The organism is Pedobacter sp. AC190 (genome assembly GCF_979258025.1).
The window spans coordinates 1,673,865-1,698,861 of the sequence record NZ_OZ409824.1; the positions used below are offsets into that span (position 1 = coordinate 1,673,865).

The window sequence follows — 24,997 nt, forward strand, 5'->3', positions numbered from 1 at the left end:
CTTTATTCTTTTACGTCCAGCACTTCCAGTTTGCCATACTTCCTGAGTTCGTGCTCTTTGACCATTAGAAAAATGAGTGGGGTAACAAGGAGTATATGCGTTGAAGAGGTTAATACACCGCCAATCATGGGAAGCACGATCGGCAGCATCACGTCACTTCCTGTCCCTGTAGCCCATAATACCGGAACCAGACCAAATAGGGCGACGCAGACAGTCATCAGTTTTGGGCGCAGCCGCTTTACCGCGCCGTTCATCACATAGGTCCGCAGGTCTTCTTTACTGATTGTTTCGCTGGAATTACCTTTCTCCGCGACCAGCCGCTGCATGGCATCATTGAGGTATATGACCATCACGATCCCCGTTTCAACGGCAATACCGAACAGGGCAATAAAACCTACTGCAACAGCAACAGATAAATGCACACCAAAAAAATAAACCATATATGCCCCGCCGATCAGGGCAAAGGGGATAGAGATAAGACTGAAGAAGGCTTCCCTTATCGAATGAAAAGCAAAATACAGGCAGGCGAAAATGATCAGCAGCACAATGGGCATAACGAGCTTCAACGTACGTTCGGCACGGATCAGGTTCTCGTACTGTCCGCTCCATTCTATAAAATATCCCTTGGGCAGGGTTTTCGCCATACCGTTCAGTTTATCCTGCGCTTCTTTGACTGTACTGCCCAGATCACGGCCACGTACATTAAAGAGTACCGTTCCGCGCAGCAGTGCGTTTTCTGACTGGATCATCGCCGGCCCGTCACTGATGGTAATATGGGCAACCGAAGATAGCGGGACAGGCCCGAATGATGGGGTCTGCACCAGTGTGCGCCTGATCTCATCCAGGCTGCTCCGATAATCCTGTGCCAGCCTTAGGTTTACGCTGAAGCGCCTCCGGCCCTCAATGGTTGGCGTAACGTTCATGCCGCCCAGGGCACTTTCTACCACCTGGTTTACATCGTCTACACTGAGTCCATATCTTCCTATTGCTTCCTTATCAACCTGTATATCCAAGTAGCGCCCGCCGGTAATCGGATCCACATATAGATCCTTGACCCCGTTCAGTCCCTGTAGTGCCTGCTTCATCCTGCCGGATAAAGCGTAGAGGGTATCCAGGTTCTGCCCATAAACTTTTAAACCTACGTCGGTACGGATACCGGTAGAGAGCATATTGATGCGGTTGATGATCGGTTGGGTCCATCCGTTTACCACCCCGGGGATCTGAAGCTTCGCATTGAGTTCATTTATGATGTCTTCTTTTTTAATGCCCTTGCGCCATTCGCTCCTGGGCTTTAGAAGAACAATCGTTTCTACCATACTGATTGGAGAATTATCCGTGGCTGTATTTGCCCTGCCGGCTTTGCCCAGTACATTTTTGACTTCGGGTACACTTTTAATGATCCTGTCCTGTACCTGCAATAACTGTTTGGCCTGCGAATTGGAAATATCGGGCAGGGTTACCGGCATAAACAGGATCGATCCTTCGTCAAGCGGGGGCATAAATTCACTGCCCAGACTGAGCAGCAATGGGACACTGATCAGAAGTGCAATGATATTGATCCCGATTGTTGTCTTCCTCCATTTCATGCACCAGCTGAGGATGGGCTGATAGATTTTTTCAAGGGTTCGGTTCAATGGGTTATGCGCGTCAGTCCTTAGCTTTCCCTTTAGAAAAAACGAGATCAGCACGGGTGCCAGTGTTACTGCCAGAACAGCATCTATGGCCAGTATAAATGTCTTTGTCCATGCCAGCGGGCCAAACAGCTTGCCTTCCTGCCCTTCGAGCAAAAATACCGGCAGAAAAGAAGCGACAATGATCAGGGTTGAGAAAAAGACACCCCGGCCAACCTGTTTGCAGGAGGCTTCTATAATTTTGATTCTTTCGGATGTGGTCATAACGTTTCTTCTTCTTGTGCAATGGATAGGTTGCGGTGTGAATTTTCGACCATGACAATGCCGTTGTCTACAATAACGCCTATGGCAAGTGCAATACCGGTCAGGGACATAATGTTGGAGCTGATGCCAAATGCATTGAGTAGGATAAAGCTTGCTGCGATGGTAATGGGTATCTGGATGATGATGCTCAGGGCACTTCTCCAACTGAACAGAAACAGGATGACAATAATGGATACGGTGATCATCTCCTCGATCAGTGTATGCTTTACCGAGCTGATGGCGCTTTCGATCAGTTCACTCCTGTCGTAAGCAATCTTAAACTTTACACCTGAAGGCAGTCCGCGCTCGATCTCCTTCATCTTGTCCTTGACCGCGTGGATAACCTGGTCTGCGTTTTCGCCATAACGCATCACCACGATCCCCCCAACGGCCTCACCTGTGCCGTTCTCATCAAAGATGCCCAGGCGCAGGTCTCCGCCCATCTGAACGGTGGCAATATCGCGTACCCTGACAGGAACACTTTTTATCGTGCCGATCGAGATATCCTCAACATCCTTCAGGCTTTTGATATAACCGAGGCCACGGACAATGTAGCCGGTTCCGTTCATTTCAAACTTGCGGCCACCGACATCGTTGTTGTTGCTCTTGACGGCCTTAAGTACCTGGGATAAAGGAATGTTATAGTAATTGAGTTTATGTGGGTCAATATTGATCTGGTACTGTTTTTCAAACCCTCCGAAGGAAGCGATTTCACTTACGCCGGGAACCGTCTGCAGGCCGAGCTTGATATACCAGTCCTGGAGTGCGCGCTGCTCGCCAAGATCTATGCCCCTCGCATCAAGGGTATACCAAAGCACATGCCCAACCCCAGTTCCATCAGGGCCAAGTGTTGGCGTAATACCTTCAGGCAATAAACGTTGTGCATAGTTTAGCCGTTCAAGCACACGGCTCCGTGCCCAGTAGACATCTACCTTATCATCAAAAACAATATAAACAAAGCTCATCCCGAACATGGATGTAGCACGGACCGCCTTGACCCTGGGAATGCCCTGAAGGTTGCTCACCAAGGGATAGGTCACCTGGTCTTCCATGATCTGGGGACTCCGGCCCTGCCATTCGGTAAAAACGATTACCTGGTTTTCCGAAAGATCGGGTATGGCATCGATTGGGTTTTCGCGGATGGCATAACTGCCCCATGCAAATAAGGCTATTGCGACCAGCAGGACAATATACCTGTTCTTTAAGGACAGGGAAATAAGTTGATTGATCATCTTAATTATAATTGGCCCGGAACACGCCGTTCCGGGCATGATGAACTTACATTTTCATTTTACCTGTTTGCTTTTTAGGCGCTTCCCTTTTTACGAGCGTCATGCCGCATTTGGGACATTTCCCGGGCTTATCGCTTAAAACTTCCGGGTGCATCGTGCAGGTGTACTGCACTTTGGGCACAACAGCCTTTTTTGTTTTTACGGTAGCCTGTTTGGTGGGCTTGGCGGGTGTCTGCGCAAATAGGGAGATACCAGAAAACAGCATGGCAAATGCCACAAAAACTAATTTTTTCATGTGTTGGAATTTTAGGAATTGAATAATGGCATAGAGCCAAACAATGGCCTACGCGTGATTTATAATTAAGAAAATTGATTAAAAACGGAATGCTCCGCAATCTTTTCCAGAGAGGAAAAGGCAGAAAAGAGGATTAAATCCGGTAAGTGCAGTTGAGGATATAGATCGGTGTCTCGGGCTGCCTGGGCGGGGCATTGGCCTGATAAGGCTGAACGTCGGCGCGATCAGTAAAGAGATTTACCTGTGAAAACCGTATAGGTTCGGGAAGGACCGCTGGCATAGGAACATCCAAGGTCACCACATCAGCACTGAAATGGGTGTCCTTAATTTTAAGGCTTTTCCTTTCGTTCTTACAGCAGTTATCCTTTGTTTTGGCCTTAACATCGTTCTGGTCTGGTAAAGCAAGGATAAGTTTTACTGAAGCCAGTCTTCCACAGCAATAAAAACGGTTTACAGCCATCCCTAAAGAGGATAGCATGTAGATCACTGTTATTATTATGACTGCTGTACGTTTCACAATTCTAATATAAGAATATTTTAGATGAACTAAGTAAAGTTAACCTGAAATCAGATTACAGGTTTATATAATTTCCGGAAAATGTTATAAGATTATGATTGCAGTCGGTCAGGTTCAAAGTATCCGTCAAAACAAATCATATACTTTCCGTATAAAAAAAATCAAAAAGACAGTATTTAAGCATTTGCTTAAATAATTATATACCCATACCTTTAGCCCTTGATGATAAAAAACACGGACAATCTGAGTAACTGTATCCGGGAAAAAGCAAACCCGATGCAGATTAATGGATGCAGAAACAAGATCAAGGAAAACGCATACTCTTTTTCCCAATTGTCGGGTATATTATCCTTAGCTGGAAATGAAGTCCGCCTGAAAATACTTTATCTGTTGCAACAGGAAAAGGAGTTGTGTCCCTGTGATCTAAGTGATATCCTTGGCATGAGCATCCCGGCAGTTTCTCAACATCTGCGTAAGATGAAAGATGGCAATATTATAGGATTCAGAAAAGACGGTCAGACAATATTCTATTCCCTTCGGAATGAACACCTAAGACTGATGCAGCCTTTCTTTACTATGATTAATCAAGCCAATGCTTTAATTGAAACAGTATGAGCAAAGTAAAACATAACAACAAACTCATAGGTTCGGGAATACTTTTGGCACTCAGTTCTTCCCTTTGCTGTATTGTTCCATTATTGGCACTGCTGGGTACCACGGGAAGTACCTTATCCATGTTCAGTTGGATCGCTCCCTTAAGGCCATACCTGTTAATGGCAACTGCCCTGATTTTAGGTTTTGCCTTTTACAGGGCATATAAACCCACTCCAAAAGATGGATGTGGTTGCCCGGAAAGGAAAAACTGGCTGCAATCCAAAGGCTTCTTATGGATAGTAACAGCACTTTCAATCGTGCTGGCTTCTTTTCCGTATTATGCAAAGTTCCTCCAAAAGAAATTGCCAAAACAAGAAATTAGCATTAACTCCAATGTTCAACAGACTGTTATTCAAATTCAGGGAATGAGCTGTTCTTCTTGTGAAGGTCATGTAAATCATGCCTTGCGGGAAAGAAAGGGTGTGCTGGAAGTCAGAACTTCATATTTAAAAGGTGAATCCTTTGTAAAGTTCGACAGTACCCAGATATCAATTGTGCAGTTAGTCTCTTCCATCGAACATGAAACCGGTTATAAAGTAAAAAGCAAAAAAAAAGATGTCAACTAAAACAATATTCCTGCAATCAATAATCACCTGCCCACTTTGCCAGCATCAAAAGGAAGAGTCAATGCCTACGGATGCCTGCCAGTATTTTTACGAATGTGAAAACTGTCACGAGCGCTTAAAACCATTACAGGGTGACTGCTGTGTCTTCTGTAGTTACGGAACAGTAAAGTGTCCACCGATACAGGAAAACAGAACCTGCTGTTCTGCCAAATAATTCTTTTAGAACAGCAAAAAAAAAGCGCTTATCGAATGCTGGAAAATAGATAAATTTTTATGATAGGATTTAAAAAAAGCATTCCGGCACTGCCGGTTGTAAGTATAGCGAAGGCTGTAGAATTTTATGAGAACAGGATGGGTTTCACTACGCGTCACAAAGAGGAAACATTCGCAATAGTTGTACGGGGTGGAATCGAAATTCACCTATGGGCATCTTGTGACCGGAGCTGGAAATATAGAAGCATAATGCTTTTTCTAAAGCCAATCTGGAGCGGCGCAGAAACATTTCTAGCAGGGACAGCGAGCTGCAGGATAGAGGTAGAGGGAATCGATGAACTACATCAAGAGTATAAAACACAGGGAGTGCTCCACAATGAACATTCAGACATCGAAGAACAGCATTGGGGGCATAGGGATTTCTCGATACTTGATCTTCACGGAAACCTTATTACATTTTATGAGGAAATTGGTTGAGTGTCTTTAATGTAGCTCCGGGAAGTACCTGATTTATATTGGCGTATTTAATGATGGCTTATATGTATTTGGACAAAGGCGGTAGCTGTAAATAATAGTATGGCCAAAACCACAATTGTTCTTTTTATAATGATCTATAAAGAATGATTTAGATAAATATTTCAATTTAGGACGATAGAAAAATAAGCTACAAAGTTTAGGTGTCTGCCAAATGGAAACAGAAATAGCCTACAATTAGGTGTATATAATCCATATTGTTCTGAACAGGTAAAACCTGAACCTGAAAGATGTCTCATCCTGCCTTAGCTTGTCATCAACAGATACAGAAAAACACTTACAATAATTTCTTTTTCCTATACTGCCCCTCAATTTTATTCTTCACCACTTTTTCAAAGTTTACTATCGCTTCGCAATGCTCATAAAAGTTCGAACTTCCGCGGATTGACTTACCATAAGGAAACAGCATATCTTTGTTGTTTCCTTTTTTATACCCATAAAAATCTGTTAGTCAAAACATTAGCACCTCAACAAGAACAGTTCGATTTTTAATGAAAATTCTTTAGCCTTATTTATCTTCCAGACTAAAAACACGCTTTAAAACAACTTTAAAGCGTTATTTTCGCGTTCGATTTTTCTTTAAGGATATATGGTTTTGGAGACTTACTTAAGCCACTGTAAGTGTTGCAACAATGTACATCAAGTTTAGAATCATAGCAGCTTCTTTTTCGTCGATTTGAATCCCGTGTTTGGCTAAAATACTAATCGCACGATATGAATTCACCTTTTGATCCAAGAAATTAGTGGTATGTGGTAATATGTAGTCAATATGGGCAACATTAATATTTTTCTTTGTGCATAATACCTTACAAATTGCACCACTGGTAGACAACTGGATAAACCGGAGTAGATTGACCCTGTCTCGCCAATAACAAATATACTATAACACACTATTTTCAAGGCACTTACAAATAATTAAAAATTGGTGCAAAGGGGTCAAATAAATTGGTTTGTGCACATACATTCTTCATTGCCCTGACTATCCTACTCATGGGTGTATTATGCCTAACTTCGGCACCTCAGTTAAGCCAGACAAATTTAAGAAAGAAGAGATATCTTTAGGATTAGGTATATTTTGGGTGCTCAGGTTATTTATCCAGTTTTTTCAATACGCTTCGCTATTATGGAAAGGCAAGACATTTGAAACAATAATCCATATCTTGTTTGCAATAATTCGGGCATATTTAAGTACGGTATTTTTAATTGCATATTTTAGCTAAAAGTTGCATAGGATAATTTAGGAAAGTATTTACACTGATATTATCGATCAAAATAAACGAAAGATTAAACCTGAAATCATGAAAAAAGAATTGGATTCGATGTATATATTTCTTCAGATCGATGCTTCTTTAGTGGGGATGATGAAGATATGTAGGTTTGAGTCGGTTAGCGAGACTGAAATATGAAAATAGGTGCACTAATCGGCCTTGTCTTTGGCCTGCTTTGGTGGTGGGTTGGTGTTGATGCTGTGACTGGATCAGCCGCCACAATTCTCCAGATTCTAGGCATTTTTATATTTGCCGCCACGGGCATCTGGATTGTTAGGCGCCAGGCTACACCGCCACGGCAAAAGCCACGTTGGAATTACTACATGGCCGCCGTGATCGCAGAGGTCATCGCCATCATGTTTTCGCAAACCTGGCTCACTGCACGGGATTTAGGGCACCTACTCCTTCCTACAGTAGGATTAATCGTCGGTCTGCATTTCACCGGGCTATGGCATGCCTTCGCACGCCGCCGCTTTTTAATCCTCGCTGTGGTAATGACCGCTATTAACCTGTTGGCACTATTTCTGCCACTTACGCCCGCAGAGCGACTGTTATTATCTGGATTTGGTTCATCAGCATCTCTACTCATTACAGTTCTACTGCCCTGAAGGTTTCCATTTTGTCGTTATCTTCCGCATTTTCAAGATTATTCTCCGCAAAAAATGCGGACATAAAGACAGCTATTCTCCGCATTGCACTTAGTATTTAAGGAAAAAACTTTATTAAAAACACAAAAATGATGTCACAAAAAGTTTGGGATAAAAGGACTTTAAGCTTTCTTCTTATTCAATCAGGCCAGCAAACCGTAATTGAACTATAGTAGCCTTTGTACTTCGATAGCTCCACCATTACAAAGCCCCTAAACGTTGTGCGTACGCTAAACCAACAGTCCTCAAAAAATAAAAAACCAAGTTTTAGTTAAGCGCCAAATTCAAACTTACTTGATTTAAGACCAATATGAAATTTGCTTAAATAATGCTGCTGTAACATCTACTCTCCAAATCCGTCATACATGAAAACAAACTTATGTCGGTTAAAGCTAAATCTATACTTTATCGAACCTCATTTAATATCGATATAAATTATAAGAGCAACTTAGTTTAAGGAATTCACGTAGCCCACTTGAATAGAACGTTGAGAACGCAGAGAAAAGGACTTATCTGCAGTTATTGGAAGATAAAAGAAGCGTTAAGCAGATCAGTTTGAGATGAGACATTGGTATAAAATGAAAATATAATCTTCTAAAAAATTTTGTAATGTTGCAATTCACAAGGTTTTCCAAATCATACAATGGAAGAAACATTCTAAGCATTGATAACCTCTCGATGGATCAGGGAATTTATTTTCTTAATGGCATTAATGGTGCAGGAAAAAGCACGCTGTTAAAATGTGTCACTGGATTCATCAACTTCCAGGGAGATATATTCCTGAACGGAATCAATCTCCGAAAAAATGGTATATCCTATAAACAGTTGGTAAATTTTGGGGATGCAGAGTCCTTATTCCCCGATTTTCTTACTGGCCTGGAAATGATTAAAATTTTTGAGCGTGCAAAGGATGCTCCAGATGGACAAGCAAAAGAATTAATAGATTCAATGGAATTGAATGCCTTTATTAGCGATCCTATAGCCTCCTATTCAAGTGGGATGTTAAAGAAGCTATCCCTACTCCTTTCATTTTTAGGTCGTCCGAAACTGATATGCCTTGATGAGCCAATGATAACCTTGGACCGATCATCCATACTCAAACTAAGTAAATTGATAATAGATTATAATACGAATAAAGGCACAAGTTTTATTATATCCTCGCACCAGAATTTGGAAGGACTAGATTTAGACGGCTACAGTATAATGAATTTGGTGGATGGCAAAATAACAATATCATAAATATCTTTTAATGATAAAAATCTTTTCAAATGGTTTCTACAGACAAAATGGTGCAACGATATTGTTTGTTTTTTCTACGATACTGATCTATTGCTTCTATATCAATACACTTGGAGATGTAGAACTTAACGAGGTAACCAAATGGAACCTTGCCATAACCATCGCAGTTGTAAGCAACCCTTTAATGGTTGGTATGTTTATAATCGCTACTTTAATCTATGCCTTTAAAATCTGGCAATATTTCATCAAACAGATTCAGCTTCCAGCCAACGAATTCATTTTCTATAGTGTGAACGCAGCTTCAAAAAGGGCGCAATTCATCGCTTGGTTCGTCGTACACTTCAAGGTAATGATTCCATTGTGGTTATATAGCCTTTTCTCTATAATAATTGGGTTTTCCTATCAATATTATGTTATCCCAATAGCTTTAAGTCTATTTGTATTATTTATCAATCAAATGCTTGCCTATTTAAGTTTCAGAAAGCTTAATAGGTTTAAAGAAGAGCGCAATTCACGTATAGGATATATTATCAATTTACCCTTTAAAAAAGGCATTCATATTCTTTATTTCTTGAACTTGTTGGACAGAGGTAAAATGGCTTTCGTTCTTACTAAAGTTATCTCTATTGTAATTAGTGTATTGGTTATAAACTTATTTGAAAATGAAACAGATATAAAAAGGCCATTACTGATGGTTGTGTTATTGATCGTATCCTCTCATATCATCATCATTTTTAATGAATATACCTTCAATGAGAGGTATCTTTATTTTATTCATAACCTCCCATTTCCACTATGGCTAAAATGGCTTGGACCTTCAACTAATTATCTATTTATTTTACTTCCAGAAATCGCATGGTTAATTATTAATTTCAATGCTGTTTACAGTATACAACTTATAATCGTTGGGCTATCGATGATCCTATTTTTACGGGCACTAATGTATTACACAGGCAGTGTAATGAAGAGCTATTTAATTTGGTTTTTTCTTTTCTTTAATCTGTCATTTTTACTCATTATTTATAACTTTTATTATTTAATCCCTCCTATAGCTTTTTTAGCCGGTTTCATGATCTTTAAACAAAGTTATGGCAAAAATAAAAGCATTGACTAGAATTAAAATTCATTGTAAAGTTTTGTAGCCAAGGGAATAATAAGATGGTTTAAGCTATTATCTAAATTGAACACAAAGGGGAGAAACGAAATGCAGTAGGCTTTTATCATCAATCCTTATCTATTATCATTTTCCGGTGCTCAATTCCCCATTTTATCATTTCAAGGATAATATTGCCGAAGGTGGTGCAATACTCAGTTGACTCATACGCTACTAAAACGGGCGAATCTGGATACACGGTCCGTTTGATAATTTTGTTCAGTTCCATTTCCTTAAGCTCTCGGGACAGCATACGCGTGGTAATGCCAGGGATACTCCGCTCTATTTCTCTGAAACGTTTATTGCCGTTGCAGATTGAGTTGATGATAGGTAGGCGCCATTTCCCTCCGATTACATATATGGTATCCTGCAAAGCCCGTACTTCTTCGGCTTGATCTCTGGGGTTGCTTAAAATATTTTCTGTGTCTTTCATTGGTATACTCTGTGATACTGGTTACAAAGTTATATCATTTTCTAAATAACTTTGATAACAAATTATTAATATAATGGCAAAAACAATTTTTATAACTGGAACAAGCAGCGGACTTGGAAAACTAACCGCCAAATACTTTGCCCAACAAGGCTGGAATGTAGCCGCTACCATGCGGAGCCCTGAAAAGGAAACCGAGTTAACAACTTATAGCAATATTAAAATCTTTAAGTTGGATGTAACCGATATAGAACAAGTAAAAAATGCGACTAAACAGGCAATAAGTGCTTTTGGGAAAATAGATGTAATAGTGAATAATGCTGGCATGGGAACTTATGGCGCCTTAGAACTGGCAAAAGAAAATGATATTGACTGGCAGTTTGCCGTGAACACCCGTGGTCCGATAAATATAATTCGTGCATTTTTGCCGCATTTGCGTGAAGTTGGTGGCGGCATGTTTATCAATATAAGTTCATTTATGGGCGTAACAACCGCTGCTCCGTTAGGCTCACTGTATAACATGTCTAAATTTGCGCTAGAGGGCCTCATCGAAGGACTTTATTACGAACTGAAACCGTTGAATATTGAACTGCGATTAATAGAACAAGGTGGCTCTAAGGATAATAATTTTGTAGATAACGTAACTTGGAACACAGATCCTGAAATCACGGCCTATGATGAAATGACCCGTAAATTAAAAAACCTGTTTGCCAATGCCGGGGATGAACATAGGGATGATCCAATGGTTATCGTTAATGCTATTTTTAGGCTGGCTTCTGGTGAAAGCAAAAAATTTCGCACCATAATAGGCGCATCGGGTAACTATCTCGTTAACTTACGCAATTCTGTACCTATAGAAGACTATTTGGAAACCATAGCAGCTAATTTTGGCTAATTTCGTTATAACTACAGCTCAAGAGTCATCATAAAAGTTCAAACTTCCGCAGGTTCACTTTACTGCTAAAAGCGCATCGAAAGATGGGCTTTTTTGCTTAAAGGGTATTTTATATCCTAAGCAATATTGCTCCAACTTGTTCAGAATTAAAACCCTAATTTATTTTTGTTTCGACATGCCTTGAGGAGCCTACCGAAAAGCAGGTTTAAAACCCGCTATGGAAGTTTGGGAATATTATAACGATAGATCACAGCATTTTTTCCTTCGCTGATGCAGTAGTAGGCTTTTCCATCTGGAGTGAAGCCAATAGCCTCTCCCTGTGACTCTAAGGTATAGGGCAGATTTGTGGGCTTGCGACGTAAAGTTTCGGAAATTGATTCTTTACCATTTCGCTGCCAATAATAAACACCTGTGTAGGTTTTCAATAGAATCTGCCGCCCATCACGGGATATGTCACCAGCTACGACATACTTTAACAAGCCCCTGCCAGGTAGATATAGGCTTCCCTGCTTTTTCATTGTTAAAGTATCCTTGTTTTTGAAAAAAAGCGGAGCTGAATATATTCCAACAGTATCCTGTCGCTTCGAAACGATGATCAATTCTTTCGAAATAGGGTCGATCATTAAAGTTTCGGCATCTTGCGGACCATTTGGATATTTGAGGTGGACAGCATCATTTTGAATCTGCATGTTACCAGAGAGCTTGCTCGGCTCTGCAAATCGATATACCGTAACATAAGGACGTTTGCCACCATTATCGCCGATATCGCCCAGGTAGATGTAGCTCTTATCCTTTACAGGGCCAGGGCCGCCAGCTATATCTTCGCAATCAGTTACACCTAACCGCTTTATGGAGGGATCTCCTTTGAAATATAATGTGGAGATCAACTTGCCTTTAGCATCGATGGCAAAGAACCGCGAAGTGTCGCCACTGTCATTATGTGCAAAAATCAGATTGCCTTTGGAGATAAACAGTCCAGATAGTTCACTAAGCTCAGCCGGAACAACCTTAACTGGCGCATTCTGTGCTGATGCACCGAGGCCAAGCAACACCAATAAAAAAGTGAAAATTGCAATTCTGGATGGGATAAATGCCATCAGTCTATCTGTGTTAGGGCGCATTATGGTTTGAGGGTTTGAAATCCAATGGCGAATTTGAACAACTTAGCTGGAAGAATCAAGTCAATTTGCGAAAAAGCCAAAAACCGTATGCAGTTTATAATTTTCAAACATTGATTTATGCGTTGTCTTTTCATATTGGGAATTATCAAAAATGATTGATTACTTACGGGCTTGAAATATTTCGACTTTCCCTGATTTCATGTCGTAAACTCCTCCAACAAGGAGTATTTCTCCTTTTGATTCCATTTCTCTCAAAATCGTACTTCTATTTCGACTTTCCTGGATGGATAGCTTTACGTTTTCATCGCAAACAGCCTCCACAAATAACGGATTGGAAGAAACCGCTTCGCTTTTAAAGTTAGCTTTAGCACTGATCACCGCGGGATTAATTTTTTTGAGCAATGTTGTGATATTACCCAATTTTACGCCATCTATGGCAGATTTGATTGCTCCGCAATATTCGTGGCCCAATACCATTACAAGCTTAGCTCCAGAAACTTTGCAGGCATATTCCATACTTCCCAAAATATCATCATTGATGATGTTACCAGCCACCCTCGCAACAAAAAGGTTTCCTATTCCACTATGAAAAACATCTTCTACTGGCACTCTGGAGTCTAAGCATGAAAGTATAACTGCTTTCGGATATTGCCCCAGCGAAGCCTTCCTTACTCTTTCTGTGGTATTACGGATGGTTAGATTATCCTTTGTAAAATCCAGATTACCTTGTTCCAGGCGTTTTAGCACATCGACAGGCTGGAGCTTTGATTGCTCTTCTTTTGTTAAAACATCTGAGATTAATACATCGTCTGCCGCAATGGTTAGCGTATCTTCCTGATCAAGTTGATCTGTATTTACGGTCGACTTATTTTGCTGACATGCATTTAAGATGATTGCAGAAAAGACTAGGAAGGCAAAAAACAATGATTTCATAAAAGGCGGGATTGATCATTAAAATTATAAAAAAAACCAAACATTAGCCTCATTACAATTACCATTTGCCAGCTACAGGCAGTAAAATTATTTTTGTGTTAACAATTTATCCATAAGCGACTCTATCACTTATCAGTTTCAGCGTTCATGGCTGTAATGGCTTGAAGAAACCACGCCGCATGAGGAAGCCATTGCTCTGTCCAGCGCCATTCGTTTCCCTTATCTTCGATTTTAAAATCAATGCCATCGCCTAACCCTGATTCGGAACGACCAGTGATCCCATTTGATATGCCACCTTTTTGCGAACCATGACCATAATTTGAGGCCATGTAAGGCACATTATTTTCGCCCATTCCATACATAAAACACATTTGATAGGGATTTAATCCTAAAATCCAGTTTAGTTGTTGCGTTGCAAATGTATGCTGGCTTTTATCTTTTTCTTTTACCAGCGCTGCCGATGCAAGAGAGGCAAGTCTTGCGTTTTCGCCTTGCCACCACCAGCCAGTTTCATTTTCATGAGGGATAAAAAATGACTTTTGAATACCTGCAGAATTTCTAAAAGTTTGACGAGGATAGCCAAAAGGATTACTCACTTCTGTGCTTATGCGATATTGATAGTTTAAATTAGCATTGATTATATTTTGAGCACGACTTTTATATTGCTTGTCTTTCTCCAGTTTTAGATATCTGTTTAATGCAATAACAGGCAGACCAGCATCAGATGCATGAAAAAAAGGACGACCAGTATCATCAGAAATAAAATAACCTGAAGGACTTAACCGAGCTTCTAATTTTTGCATCCACCCACGGGCTTCCGATAGGTAATATTCGTCTTTAGTAACCTTAAAAAGTTCACTTACTGCCATTAGCGCACAATAGTTATCTATTATGTTCTCCTTTCCATCATCACAATATTTAAGGTTATTAATTTTAAGGTGTTCGTATGCCCGTTTGGCTCCAGCCAAATAATTCGTTCTTTGATTTTTCCCGAGCATAGACCACCCTGAAATTCTTGCCAGGGCGGCAATAGCCATGCCTCCCCCTTCGCGAAATGCGCATTGATATTCATCTGTTGTTAAACTATTTGCATGGAGCCCAACAACTCTGCGTGCTTTCGGATCTTTATTAAAATAACTAAAAACAATCATGTAGAAATACCCTTCTTCAGAAAGCGACTTGAGCAGGTAATCTGCTCCGTAAACCGCTTCGTCCCTTATGGAATCGGTTAGTTTAAGTTTTCCTAAAAGCTCGGGCATTCTTTCAGATGCATCAATCAGGCTCCAGGTTACCAATGGGATCTGTTGAGGAGAAAAGAAATTCGCATAAGATAAGTGAGAAAAATACTTACTCACATCTCCAGAAGCATCGCACCAACCGCCCGTAAGATCAACCGTTTTTGCAGAACCGTACAGCAATACGTTTTTGTCTTGCCCAAGTTCCTGTGGTGTATTAGCTCTCTGATTTCTGAAATAATGCATTAACGCAGGCAATGTTTTTTGAGCAAGTAGATTTTCACCGATTTCGAAGACAGGAGAATGGAGTGAATCTGCAGCAATGATCTTAATATAGAATTTACCTGCCGTTTTTAATGCAGAAAAATCTATTGAATAATAGCTTTTTTTTCCCCATTCTGTAAATGCTCCTTCCTTTTTTATGATACCTTGAAATACGGATTGATGGTTACTTTGATTGATGATCTCAAATTTCTGATTAAAACTGTCGCCATATTCGCTTACAATTATGGCATCTTTCGATGAACCAGTATTATATCCGATCTGGTTTACACAAATGATAACTTTTGCGTGTAGAACACTGCATAAGGAAGATAAAAACAACAATAGGATTGAAAAAGCTTGTTTCATGTTAAGTTTGCTGGTATTATAAATATGGAGTTACAGCCCATAGAATGGAATTTTTGAAGAGTTTCTTATAGTAAGCATTGTCAAACAGATCGGCACCATGCCCCATAAAAATGTATAAATTTCGGGATTTAACATTAGGATTACTCCAGATCACTGGATGATCGCCCATCTTTGGAACCTGAGCTGGCACGTAAGAATTTTCATTCGCATTTGCTAAAACCTCGACATGAGCCCTCGGGCTTTGGTTATAGGTGTACCATTCTTCTCTTTTAACTACAAACTTCTCGGGAATTCCTTTAAATATGGGATGTGCAGGTTTTTCTAACTGAACTTCTGCAGATGCAAAACCTGGAATGTAGCTTTTAAAAACAATATCGCCCATAAAATAACTGAACCACGGCCACATGCTGTAGCCATCAAAATCGCCCAGCAGGGTAGCGTGATGGAAACCTATCCAGGCACCTTTTCCCTCTTCAATGTAGGCCCGAAATGCTTTCATCGCTTCTGGACTCCAGGCATACGGAGGATAGTCGAGCTGGATAATTAGTTTAAAACTACGGAGAAACTCATCATCAAAGGATTTTGTATTATACACATAAGTAATCGCAAACGATTCTTTAGACGCAAGGCTATCCAGCCAGATTCTCGCCGCCTTAGAATATTCGGTGTGGTTACCACCCTGTTCGTAAAGAACCAATACCTTAAAGGCAGGCCGAGCCGTGGCTGCGTACCAAAATCCAAGAAAACAAAGGGATAAAATGAGTATTTTTCTCATAATTAATATTACTAAAAAGAACTTATCAGTTGAATTTAAGAAATTTCCCTTTTCTGAATAATAATATTAAAGCATAATACGTTCATTTTAATCTTAAGCTAATTTCAATCGATGTAAATAAATCATCTTTAAACCAATAATTAAGATTTAAATAATTAACAGCCTGGCAAATAGCGCCAGAAAAGAAATTTTAACTGGCTGGCTGTTCCAGCGCATTAATGCGATTACCCGAATCGAAAAAAACAATAAATCTTTCACTTGCGTAAATGAGCTCAAACATTTATAAAATAAAGCTGTTAGAATTCAGGCGGATTATCCAGCTTAAAAAAACAATTTAGGCAACAGAATTTACGCCTCATATTAAGCGGATTCATATTATTAGATTCTTTTTTCTATTTTACAGCACTTTTGATCGTTAACACAAATATCATTAAAGAAATTAGAAACAATGAATTTGTAAATGAGGCAATTGTAAAAAATTAAAAACCGCTCTACAGGATTTCTTGAAGAAGAAATCCACGAATTATAAAAAATCGATGGAAGTGATACACGCTCGTGATGAGGATTTTGTGTTTAAAAGCGACCTCAAATTAAATATATAAAAAGCTTACGGCAGTAAAAAACATGATAGACCCTAACCAAAGATTCCCAGAATTTCTCGAAAATTTTGAGCAACGATTAAAACATCTATTTCAGCAAGAATATAATATTGATCTGTTAAGTCTTCAAAGAGGGCTTCCACCAGAATTGCTTAAAGGAATTATGGATAATGTGCCATTATCTGTTGCCATCCCTAAAGAATATGGCGGAAGAGGAAGTTTGGTTAAAGAATGTTTGGGAATACTTTCTGCTGCATCATACGAGTCGTTATCGTTATCCTTAACTTTTGGAATAAACATTGCCCTTTTCCTGGAGCCACTTTCTAAGTACGGGAACAGTGAAATTAAACAAGGTATTTTCGATCGTTTTCTGAAAGAACAAAACATGGGTGGTTTGATGATCACCGAACCAGATTATGGTAGCGATGCCTTAAATATGAGAACCATTAACAAGGAAACTGCCGATGGTTATAAAATTAAAGGTACAAAACATTGGCAAGGACTTACGGGTATGGCCAATTACTGGATCATAGCCACAAGAAATGAAAGTAACGATGGTGCTTTATCAAGAGATATTGATTTCTTTATTTCTGATGATTCGAAAATTGCCCAACAAATTTTTGTAGAAGAATATTATGATAATGCAGGCTTATATATTATCCCATACGGCTTAAATAAACTGGATATTGAGGTTCCAAAAAATTACAAACTTCAGCCTGAAACTACTGGAATAAAAATGATGCTCGACATATTACACCGAAGCAGAATGCAGTTTCCAGGTATGGGTATGGGTTTTATAAAGCGTATGCTTGATGAGGCCTATACACATTGTTACAACAGAAAAGTTGGTACGGGCAATTTGCTTTGTATGGATAATGTTCAGCATCAAATATCCAGACTTCAGGCTGCATATACCATTTGTTCGGCCATGTGCGCCAGAAGTTCATCAATAAGTGGTATAGCAAACAACCTGGCTACCGAAGGCCTGGAAGCCAACACCATGAAAACTGTTGTAACTGATTTAATGCAGGAAAGCGCACAATTACTGGTTCAGCTATCGGGTGCAAAAGGTTACCGTACCAGTCATATTGGTGGCCGTGGCATTATGGATAGTCGTCCGTTTCAAATATTTGAGGGATCGAACGAAATGTTATATGCCCAAATAGCAGAAATGGTAACTAAAGCCATGAAAAAACAAAAACAGGCACAGCTTTACGCTTATCTTAAGGAATTCTCATTAACCATTAAGGTTGCTGATTACTTTAAAGAAGAAATTAACTTTAGTCTTGACGAACATTTGCCGCAAAGAAAGCTGGTAGATCTTGGAAAAATAATTGCCAGAATTATTTGTGCTGGATATGTTATCGATCTTCAGGAGAAAGGTTTTAGAAAAGAACTTGCCGAAAACTGTATTATAATGATAAAACAAGAAGTGGCCTCGCTAGTTGCTGCTTTGCGCTTTCAAAATACAGCTGCAACGATTACAGATTATCAGGTAGGTAGTTTGTGGCTCGATTTTGCTTAATGGAATTGAAAAAAGATTAAAGTTTACATAAAAAAATAGGTGCTGAATAAAAATTCAGCACCTATTTTTTGTTTTAAATAACATTAGAATATATACTATTCAGTTTTTAACTTATCAAGTACTGGTTGTAAAACCGAACTTACCGATTTGTGAATACTGTCGTTCTTTTGTTCAAAAATGGCAATTTCATTCTTTCCTGTTTTTAACCAGCAGCCTGGAACATATAATGTTTGCTGCGGCCCCACACTCCAATAACGGCCAATGTTTATCCCGTTAATAAAAACAATGCCCTTTCCCCAGTCTTTCATATCCAGAAAAGTATCGCCTGTTTTAGTTAAATTAAAACTGCCTTGATAAAGTGTCGGTCTGCCAACTGATGCAGAGTTTTTCATAGCAGCCAAATCGGGAATTGTATTCATTGGGAGTTTATACATGTCCCAGTTTCCTGTTATGGTTTGTCCGTTAATTATAACAGGAGAAATAATGCCTTTTGTGCTGTTTATGATTTTTGAGCCATAATTTATACGCCCCATATTTTCTACAACGATATCTAAAGTTGCGTTAAAGGGAATATCAATGTCGCATTCGTAGTTTTTATAATAACTATTTAACTCCCCAACTTTAACGCCATTTACATATACAATTGCATAATCACGCAAGCCAGCAAGCTCTAATTTTCCGCTGATAGGCTGATTAAACTTTTTGCTATACCAAACATAACCATGTCCTTGATTTAATTCTTCAAATGTTAATGGCTTATCATCGTTTATGGGGGTAATTTTGCTTTTCAGATCTTCCAGATCAACAGCTTTAGACAACGCTATTTCTGGAATAGCAATTACAGGAATTTTTGCTGGAACTACTGGCGTTTCTGCTGTTTTCAGCATCATCCTTAAAGTATCATACTTAACCGTTGCCCAGCCTGCTTCGCTTATTGGCGCATCATAATCATAGCTGGTTAAATCAGGTTGGATATCATGTTTACCATCATAATTTGCTCCAGAAGTAAAACCAAAATTTGTACCGCCATGAACCATGTAATAATTAAAAGATACACCACCATCAAGATATTTCCTGGTTTGCTTTGCTACACTTTTATAGCTGACCTTTGGAAAAGGCTCTGCCCAATGGTCAAGCCATCCTGGATAAAACTCTGCGACCATATATGGCCCTTTTCCGCCATTAAACTTATTAACTGTTTCTTTAAGTTTGGCTACATCATCTTCTCCATTTGCTGTGGGTAAAGCGCCAGGTAAAGCACCGCCTTCAAAAAGCCAGCTCCCATCTGATGTGAAAAAGGGCACATTAAAACCTACATCTTTAAGTTGCTGAAAAACTGCTGCGCTGTATTTTTTATGTTCTTCGAGGCTTATATCTTTACGCTGAGCAACATACGACCCAAATTCATTTTCGCCTTGAACCATAATAATCGGCCCGCCATTGCTTACCAATAAGTTTTTTACCTGTCCGTACAAAGCCGTAAAGTACGCTTTTGTAGCAGCAAGATATTGATCATTATTTCCACGAATAACCATTCCTGGAACTTTTGCTAAAAACCATGGATAACCTCCAAACTCCCACTCGGCGCAAACGTATGGCCCTGGACGCAGGATAACAAACAGTCCTTCTTCCTGTGCAGTTTTGATATACTCCGCAATATCTTTATTTCCAGATTTGAAATCCCATTTACCTGGTTCGGTTTCATGATAGTTCCAAAAAACGTAGGTAGCTACAGCATTTAGACCCATTGCTTTCATCATTTTTAAGCGATGACGCCAATAAGGTTTAGGAATTCTTGCATAATGCATTTCACCGCTATGAATTTGAATCGACTTTCCATCCAGCATAAAACTGCCATCACGGATTTCAAAAGTGTGCGATTGTACTTTCTTTGCGGTTTGCGCTTTTAGATTTGAGCAAAAACCCGTCAACATGATCAATAAAACCGCACCAATTTTCATTTCTTTCTTTGTAAACATCTACCAATTATTTATTTAAAGCGTATAATCTTTCATCTAATATCAAAGGCTAAACTTCGGAACATCTTACTAATAAAACAATACATCGTCTATATTAATACTCCACTTTATAATCCTTTTTTATCTGCTCGCCCTTCCAGGCCTTTAAGCTCGTCCATGGAGCAGCTTCATCTGTCCAAAATTTGTGATCAGCAGGTAAACCAAGTGTTAAAAATCCTAATGTTGCCATGTATAAACTACCTGTTGACGTGTATATATCTGCCACTTCAGGTTGGTGCCCATTAAAACCTAAAACCAACCAGCCTTGTTGATCAAAATTCTGATTACCATTGTATAGGTTGTAAATTACCTTTGTTAAACCGCAGCGAACCTGGGCTGGCTTAACGTAATCGGGGAGTTTTTCCATCAATGCGGTTTGTGCCAGAGCCTGAAATGCAGCAGTGCGATAAGTTATGGAGCGACCGTAAGCGGGATAGGTACCTTCAGGAGAAATAAGGCGTTCGAGGTATTCTGAATAACGAACCATTCTTTTCAATACTAAATCGTATTCAGATTGTGGTGCTCTTTTTTTATCAACCAGTATCTTCATTAAATCGACCAGCATCGGGTGAATAACATAAGAGTTGTAGTAATCCATGCTAAACTTTTCGCCATCGCTATACCAGCTATCGCCAACGTACCATTCTTTCATCTTATTTACGGCAAACTGAACCCTTGCAGGATCGTATTGTTCGCCAATGCTTAATAAAAAACCTTCTGTTAAGCCAGAAAACAAAAGCCAGTTGTTATAAGCTCCACTTCTTGTACGCAATGCTTTAAACTCTTCTACAAACCGTTTCTTTGTCAAATCATCCAAAGGCTCCCAAAGTGCTTCTGGCGCTCTGATAAAGGCCTGTGCTACATAAGCTGCATCAACAATGGGTTGGCTTTCGGTGCGGTAGTTCATATAATCAGGACTTTCAGGATTCACTGAATTTGCGAATCCTTTAAGTAACTCTAAGCGTAAACTTTTACGCATTTTTCCTTCTTCGGTTTCATCGTCGGGTAAGGCGAGCCAGGGTGCAACACCAGCGGCAGTTCGCCCCAAAGCTTCCAGATAGGTAACTTTTGTTAGGTTTAATCCATAATTAGGCAACTTCTCTAAAGGCATATTTTTCTTTAGCGTTTCGTTAGCCAGATTATGAATAACAGGGTATGAAATTTTGTATAAACTCTTAACCCAAATTGCACGGTCTTGTAAACCCGTATTGTTTTTCTTGTTTTGTGCTAATGCGAGCTGGAACAACATCAGCAAGGCAAAAAATGATACACTATATTTCATCAGCAATAATTATTATTTTTTATAAATACCATTTTTTAAACCTTAATAAAGCCTCTAAATAATAGTAGTCGGCATAAACCAAAGGCACATCTATTTCGCTGTTTAAAGGATAGGCGCCCGTACTGTGCATTAATAAAAAACCGCCATTTTCGCCTAATTTTGCACGATAGGCAGGACTTGCAAGTGAGTAAATCATGGTTTCGGCCGCAGATTTAAACTCATTTTTTTCAGTGCCCGAAGTGTATTGACCAAGTTCCAAAAGTGCAGATGCGATTATAGCGCCAGCAGATGCGTCGCGTTTTGCGTAAGGAATTCCTTGTGCATCGAAATCCCAATACGGTATTTTATCGGCAGGGAGATTTGGATGATTTAAAATAAAATGCGCAATACCTTTTGCTTGTTTCAAATATACTTCATCTTTTGTAAAGCGATACATCATGGTATATCCGTACAAGGCCCAACCTTGTCCACGAGACCATGCAGAACAATCGGCTGCACCTTGCCACGTTGCTTTTCTCTTAACATTGCCTGTTTCAGGGTTATAATCGATAACATGGTAAGAGCTAAAATCAGGGCGGAAGTGATTTTTTAAAGTTGTGTTGGAATGGATGACTGAAATTTCTTTATACTTCGGATTTCCGCCGTTATCGCTTACCCAATTCATCATTTCAAGATTCATCATATTGTCGATTATAACAGGACAATCCCAATATTTATTTTTATTCCACGATTGAATTGCCTTAACATTTGGGCGGTATCGTGTAGCTAAAGATTCTGCCGAACGTTTAATAATGGTTTTGTATTCTTCTTTTCCAGTTAAGCGGTAGGCATTTCCAAAGCTGCAATACATCATAAAACCCAGATCGTGATTTCCTGTATAAGTTTGATTTGGCTCAATAACCTTTAATGCCTTCTCTGCTTCTTTTTTAACCGATTCATCTTTAGTTTGCTCGTACAAGTACCATAAACTACCCGAATAAAAACCGCTGCACCACCATTTTATATCATAGTTTACAGGTTTATTTTTTTCAAAACTCTGCGGTGTTAAACCTTCAGGGATATTTTTTGCTAAAAATTTATATTGATCCAGGGCAAATTTGAATTCATCATTTATTAACTGCACCATTGGTTTTTTTGGCGATTGCGCAAAGCTAAAATTGCAGCTAAGCACAATTAAAACTGCCAGAAGGCTAATTCTTTTTATAATCATTTTAAAGTATGTATGTTTTTACAATTGGTCGAATTAATAGTTATTAGTTTTTTGACTGTGATATCAAAATCTTATATTCTGAAGATTTCTCTTTGAGTTTAGTGATTAAACGAATCCGATAGATTTTAGAGCCCCAGGCAGCAGCTAACCTTACATCATCAACTTGTTGTTCATCAATTTTTGCCTCAAACTTATGCTCATCAAAATGGAGTATTAACCCAGTTTGAAATAAAAGTTTCCCTTTTTTTATTTCTACGTTTAGGGGTGTTAAAAAGTTAAGCTCGGTTGGGGCTTTATATTCTTTCAGCACAGTCTGATCGATGAGGCTTATTTCATTTTTTGTCCTGTTAAGGGTGATTGTTCGGTTCCATTTTTCTACAGCGGCCGCTGCGGGATAGGCATTCGCGATATCCATAGAAACTGTAGCCAAATTACTTGTATTGTTAAACCTAAAGTTAGCGGCCACATATTGCTTGCCATCGTGTTGTTGCACACCGTTTATAGTCGGACAATTATGCCATTGCGATTGTACGTTCCAAAGTTCATAACGTTTGCTGCTAAAAGTTTTACTGGTATAAACGCCTACTCCAACATCAATTAAGACTGGCTTTCCATTGCTATAAACTATAAAATTGCCTATATCATTATGGTTATGGCTTTCTGCGTTACTCCCTCCTTTTGCAGCGAAAAACAATCCTTGTGTATCGCCAGCCTTTTGCCTTGCATTAAAAACCTGCAAATCGGGCAATGCTGCATATAATGGATATGGTGCTTTTGCAGGTGTCGATTTCAGATCTTGATACAAATTGGAGATGGCCAGAAAATCGCTGATATCGTTAGATGAAACCTGTTTATTTTCGGAGTTAAACAGAAAGGCGGCATAATTTTTTAGTTTTTCATCATTAAACATTAAACCATATTGATAAACACTTTCTGGATTTTGTCCGTATTTTGAAAACGCATCGGCAAAATTTACAACATATCGATCTGCAATCTGCATCTTATATGTATAAGCACCAATTTTGTGGATCAGCTCTTTATCGTTCCAGTTCAGTTTATGGTCGGATGCCTGATTAAGTGTGGTTATCAACCATATCAGTCTTCCGCCAGCCATATCCCAATAAGAAGGGCCTTCATCGCAACCTCCATCTTCTGGATACTGATTTATAAAATTATCGGTACTCTTTAAAAGTTTTACGGTTAAAGCATCCAGCTGATCGCCTGGAGCAAGAACGAATAATGCCGCCTGTAAACAATTTGCGTTTACATAAGTGTTCCAGTTGTTTACTGAATTTCCTTTAAAACCCATCCACCAAAAATTATCATATTTTAAGTATGGCTCGAAAATTCGACGATTAAGTTCATATAAAATTCTTCGGTTGATCACTTTAGAATAGTTCGCCAGCTTTGGTGCGAGTACACCGTAAATAGCCGCCACTGTTAAGGCAGTTTTTGATGCGTTTAAATCGATATAAGGATTTTCGATATTTGCCAGATCAGCGCCTTCTTTTTGCACCACAATATGGGCGGGAGCTACCCATGTGCTTTCTTCCAGAATAAGCCAAAGGCCATTTACAATTTGAGGGATGTATTTTCCTTTGTCTTGGATAAGTTCTCCAGCAACTAAATTCGATAATATTTTTCTACGTTCATTTTGTAAGTTTTCATAATTAACCCTTGTGCCTGTCAATTTATAATCGAGATATAATGAAGCAGGAAGTGATGGCCAATTATAAGCAATGGCCTTTTCTGCTTGCTTTATAAGTTTGTCTTTAACGCTATCGGGCAGCGCCTGAATTGTTTTTAATGAATTTATGGCTTGTTGTTTTTGCCATTCGGGCAAGTTTGGAAAAGCATTTCCGTTGGGATAAACTTTATTATATGTTTGAATTAACCAATCTCTTTTTACTTGATTCTGAGCTTTAGCATTTATAAGGAAAGAGAGCGAAAAGATAAGCAACCAAGTATATTTATTTTTAAAAATCTTCATATTCAAAGGGATTGATCAGCTATTATTCTTTTGATTTTAAATTATAAACCCAATTCGGCCAGTTAGCATTTAACTCAGATGAGAAAACCCTCATAGCAAAGT

General features: G+C 39.2%; 22 protein-coding genes. 9 read left to right on the plus strand and 13 right to left on the minus strand.

What is annotated here, in order from left to right; translation table 11 throughout:
* Window positions 1-2: 2 nt before the first annotated feature.
* The 4 genes from ACZZZI_RS07340 to ACZZZI_RS07355 form a co-directional block, all read right to left on the minus strand.
* Window positions 3-1,895 (minus strand): efflux RND transporter permease subunit, encoded by a 1,893-nt coding sequence (locus ACZZZI_RS07340; RefSeq protein WP_039474440.1) that lies wholly within the window; start codon window positions 1,893-1,895, stop codon window positions 3-5.
* The gene (locus ACZZZI_RS07345) at window positions 1,892-3,166 is read right to left on the minus strand and encodes an efflux RND transporter permease subunit (RefSeq protein ID WP_039474443.1); all 1,275 of its coding nucleotides are present in this window, start codon (window positions 3,164-3,166) and stop codon (window positions 1,892-1,894) included. Before ACZZZI_RS07345 ends, ACZZZI_RS07340 begins: the two co-directional genes overlap by 4 nt.
* 46 nt (window positions 3,167-3,212) lie before the next feature.
* Window positions 3,213-3,461 carry a heavy metal-binding domain-containing protein gene (locus ACZZZI_RS07350; RefSeq protein WP_039474446.1) on the minus strand — a complete coding sequence of 83 codons (249 nt, stop codon included), beginning with the start codon at window positions 3,459-3,461 and terminating at the stop codon, window positions 3,213-3,215.
* A 133-nt stretch (window positions 3,462-3,594) separates the two neighbouring features.
* Window positions 3,595-3,978 carry an HYC_CC_PP family protein gene (locus ACZZZI_RS07355; RefSeq protein WP_425339063.1) on the minus strand — a complete coding sequence of 128 codons (384 nt, stop codon included), beginning with the start codon at window positions 3,976-3,978 and terminating at the stop codon, window positions 3,595-3,597.
* Between the two features lie 222 nt (window positions 3,979-4,200).
* Between ACZZZI_RS07355 and ACZZZI_RS07360 the strand changes: the two genes are divergently transcribed.
* From ACZZZI_RS07360 to ACZZZI_RS07390, 7 genes are all read left to right on the plus strand, one after another.
* Window positions 4,201-4,593, plus strand: a complete 393-nt coding sequence (locus tag ACZZZI_RS07360) for an ArsR/SmtB family transcription factor (RefSeq protein WP_039474454.1) — start codon at window positions 4,201-4,203, stop codon at window positions 4,591-4,593.
* Window positions 4,590-5,198, plus strand: a complete 609-nt coding sequence (merTP, locus tag ACZZZI_RS07365; RefSeq protein WP_231491309.1) for a mercuric transport protein MerTP — start codon at window positions 4,590-4,592, stop codon at window positions 5,196-5,198. The genes ACZZZI_RS07360 and merTP overlap by 4 nt, the downstream gene beginning before the upstream one ends.
* On the plus strand, window positions 5,188-5,412 hold the full coding sequence (locus tag ACZZZI_RS07370; RefSeq protein WP_082018558.1) for a GDCCVxC domain-containing (seleno)protein: 225 nt from the start codon (window positions 5,188-5,190) through the stop codon (window positions 5,410-5,412). Before merTP ends, ACZZZI_RS07370 begins: the two co-directional genes overlap by 11 nt.
* A gap of 59 nt (window positions 5,413-5,471) precedes the next feature.
* Window positions 5,472-5,888, plus strand: a complete 417-nt coding sequence (locus tag ACZZZI_RS07375) for a bleomycin resistance protein (RefSeq protein ID WP_231491308.1) — start codon at window positions 5,472-5,474, stop codon at window positions 5,886-5,888.
* A gap of 1,459 nt (window positions 5,889-7,347) precedes the next feature.
* Window positions 7,348-7,821, plus strand: a complete 474-nt coding sequence (locus ACZZZI_RS07380) for a hypothetical protein (protein ID WP_463489046.1) — start codon at window positions 7,348-7,350, stop codon at window positions 7,819-7,821.
* Between the two features lie 648 nt (window positions 7,822-8,469).
* Window positions 8,470-9,099 carry an ABC transporter ATP-binding protein gene (locus ACZZZI_RS07385; protein WP_463489047.1) on the plus strand — a complete coding sequence of 210 codons (630 nt, stop codon included), beginning with the start codon at window positions 8,470-8,472 and terminating at the stop codon, window positions 9,097-9,099.
* A 10-nt stretch (window positions 9,100-9,109) separates the two neighbouring features.
* A complete protein-coding gene (locus tag ACZZZI_RS07390; protein WP_463489048.1) occupies window positions 9,110-10,213 on the plus strand; it encodes a hypothetical protein in 1,104 nt (367 codons plus the stop codon).
* A gap of 109 nt (window positions 10,214-10,322) precedes the next feature.
* On the opposite strand, the gene ACZZZI_RS07395 is transcribed toward ACZZZI_RS07390, so the two are convergent.
* Window positions 10,323-10,685, minus strand: a complete 363-nt coding sequence (locus tag ACZZZI_RS07395) for a winged helix-turn-helix transcriptional regulator (RefSeq protein ID WP_344765486.1) — start codon at window positions 10,683-10,685, stop codon at window positions 10,323-10,325.
* A 73-nt stretch (window positions 10,686-10,758) separates the two neighbouring features.
* Here ACZZZI_RS07395 and ACZZZI_RS07400 point away from each other — a divergent pair, with 73 nt between their 5' ends.
* A complete protein-coding gene (locus ACZZZI_RS07400) occupies window positions 10,759-11,577 on the plus strand; it encodes an SDR family oxidoreductase (protein WP_463489049.1) in 819 nt (272 codons plus the stop codon).
* A 215-nt stretch (window positions 11,578-11,792) separates the two neighbouring features.
* Here ACZZZI_RS07400 and ACZZZI_RS07405 read toward each other — a convergent pair whose 3' ends face one another.
* From ACZZZI_RS07405 to ACZZZI_RS07420, 4 genes are all read right to left on the minus strand, one after another.
* Window positions 11,793-12,674, minus strand: coding sequence for a hypothetical protein (locus ACZZZI_RS07405; protein ID WP_463489050.1), 882 nt, complete (start codon window positions 12,672-12,674; stop codon window positions 11,793-11,795).
* A 183-nt stretch (window positions 12,675-12,857) separates the two neighbouring features.
* Window positions 12,858-13,631, minus strand: coding sequence for a carbonic anhydrase family protein (locus ACZZZI_RS07410; protein ID WP_463489051.1), 774 nt, complete (start codon window positions 13,629-13,631; stop codon window positions 12,858-12,860).
* A 125-nt stretch (window positions 13,632-13,756) separates the two neighbouring features.
* The gene (locus tag ACZZZI_RS07415; RefSeq protein WP_463489052.1) at window positions 13,757-15,496 is read right to left on the minus strand and encodes a glycoside hydrolase family 9 protein; all 1,740 of its coding nucleotides are present in this window, start codon (window positions 15,494-15,496) and stop codon (window positions 13,757-13,759) included.
* Between the two features lie 16 nt (window positions 15,497-15,512).
* Window positions 15,513-16,271, minus strand: a complete 759-nt coding sequence (locus tag ACZZZI_RS07420) for a ThuA domain-containing protein (protein WP_463489053.1) — start codon at window positions 16,269-16,271, stop codon at window positions 15,513-15,515.
* A 624-nt stretch (window positions 16,272-16,895) separates the two neighbouring features.
* Between ACZZZI_RS07420 and ACZZZI_RS07425 the strand changes: the two genes are divergently transcribed.
* Window positions 16,896-18,395, plus strand: coding sequence for an acyl-CoA dehydrogenase family protein (locus ACZZZI_RS07425; RefSeq protein WP_344765476.1), 1,500 nt, complete (start codon window positions 16,896-16,898; stop codon window positions 18,393-18,395).
* A 95-nt stretch (window positions 18,396-18,490) separates the two neighbouring features.
* On the opposite strand, the gene ACZZZI_RS07430 is transcribed toward ACZZZI_RS07425, so the two are convergent.
* The 4 genes from ACZZZI_RS07430 to ACZZZI_RS07445 all read right to left on the minus strand — a co-directional run bounded on the left by ACZZZI_RS07430 (window position 18,491) and on the right by ACZZZI_RS07445 (window position 24,895).
* On the minus strand, window positions 18,491-20,374 hold the full coding sequence (locus ACZZZI_RS07430; protein ID WP_463489054.1) for a glycoside hydrolase family 35 protein: 1,884 nt from the start codon (window positions 20,372-20,374) through the stop codon (window positions 18,491-18,493).
* A 94-nt stretch (window positions 20,375-20,468) separates the two neighbouring features.
* Complete coding sequence (locus ACZZZI_RS07435) at window positions 20,469-21,695, minus strand: DUF2264 domain-containing protein (RefSeq protein WP_463489055.1); 1,227 nt, start codon at window positions 21,693-21,695, stop codon at window positions 20,469-20,471.
* A 19-nt stretch (window positions 21,696-21,714) separates the two neighbouring features.
* Complete coding sequence (locus ACZZZI_RS07440) at window positions 21,715-22,905, minus strand: glycoside hydrolase family 88 protein (RefSeq protein WP_463489056.1); 1,191 nt, start codon at window positions 22,903-22,905, stop codon at window positions 21,715-21,717.
* 43 nt (window positions 22,906-22,948) lie between these two features.
* A complete protein-coding gene (locus tag ACZZZI_RS07445; protein ID WP_463489057.1) occupies window positions 22,949-24,895 on the minus strand; it encodes a heparinase II/III domain-containing protein in 1,947 nt (648 codons plus the stop codon).
* Window positions 24,896-24,997: the final 102 nt, after the last annotated feature.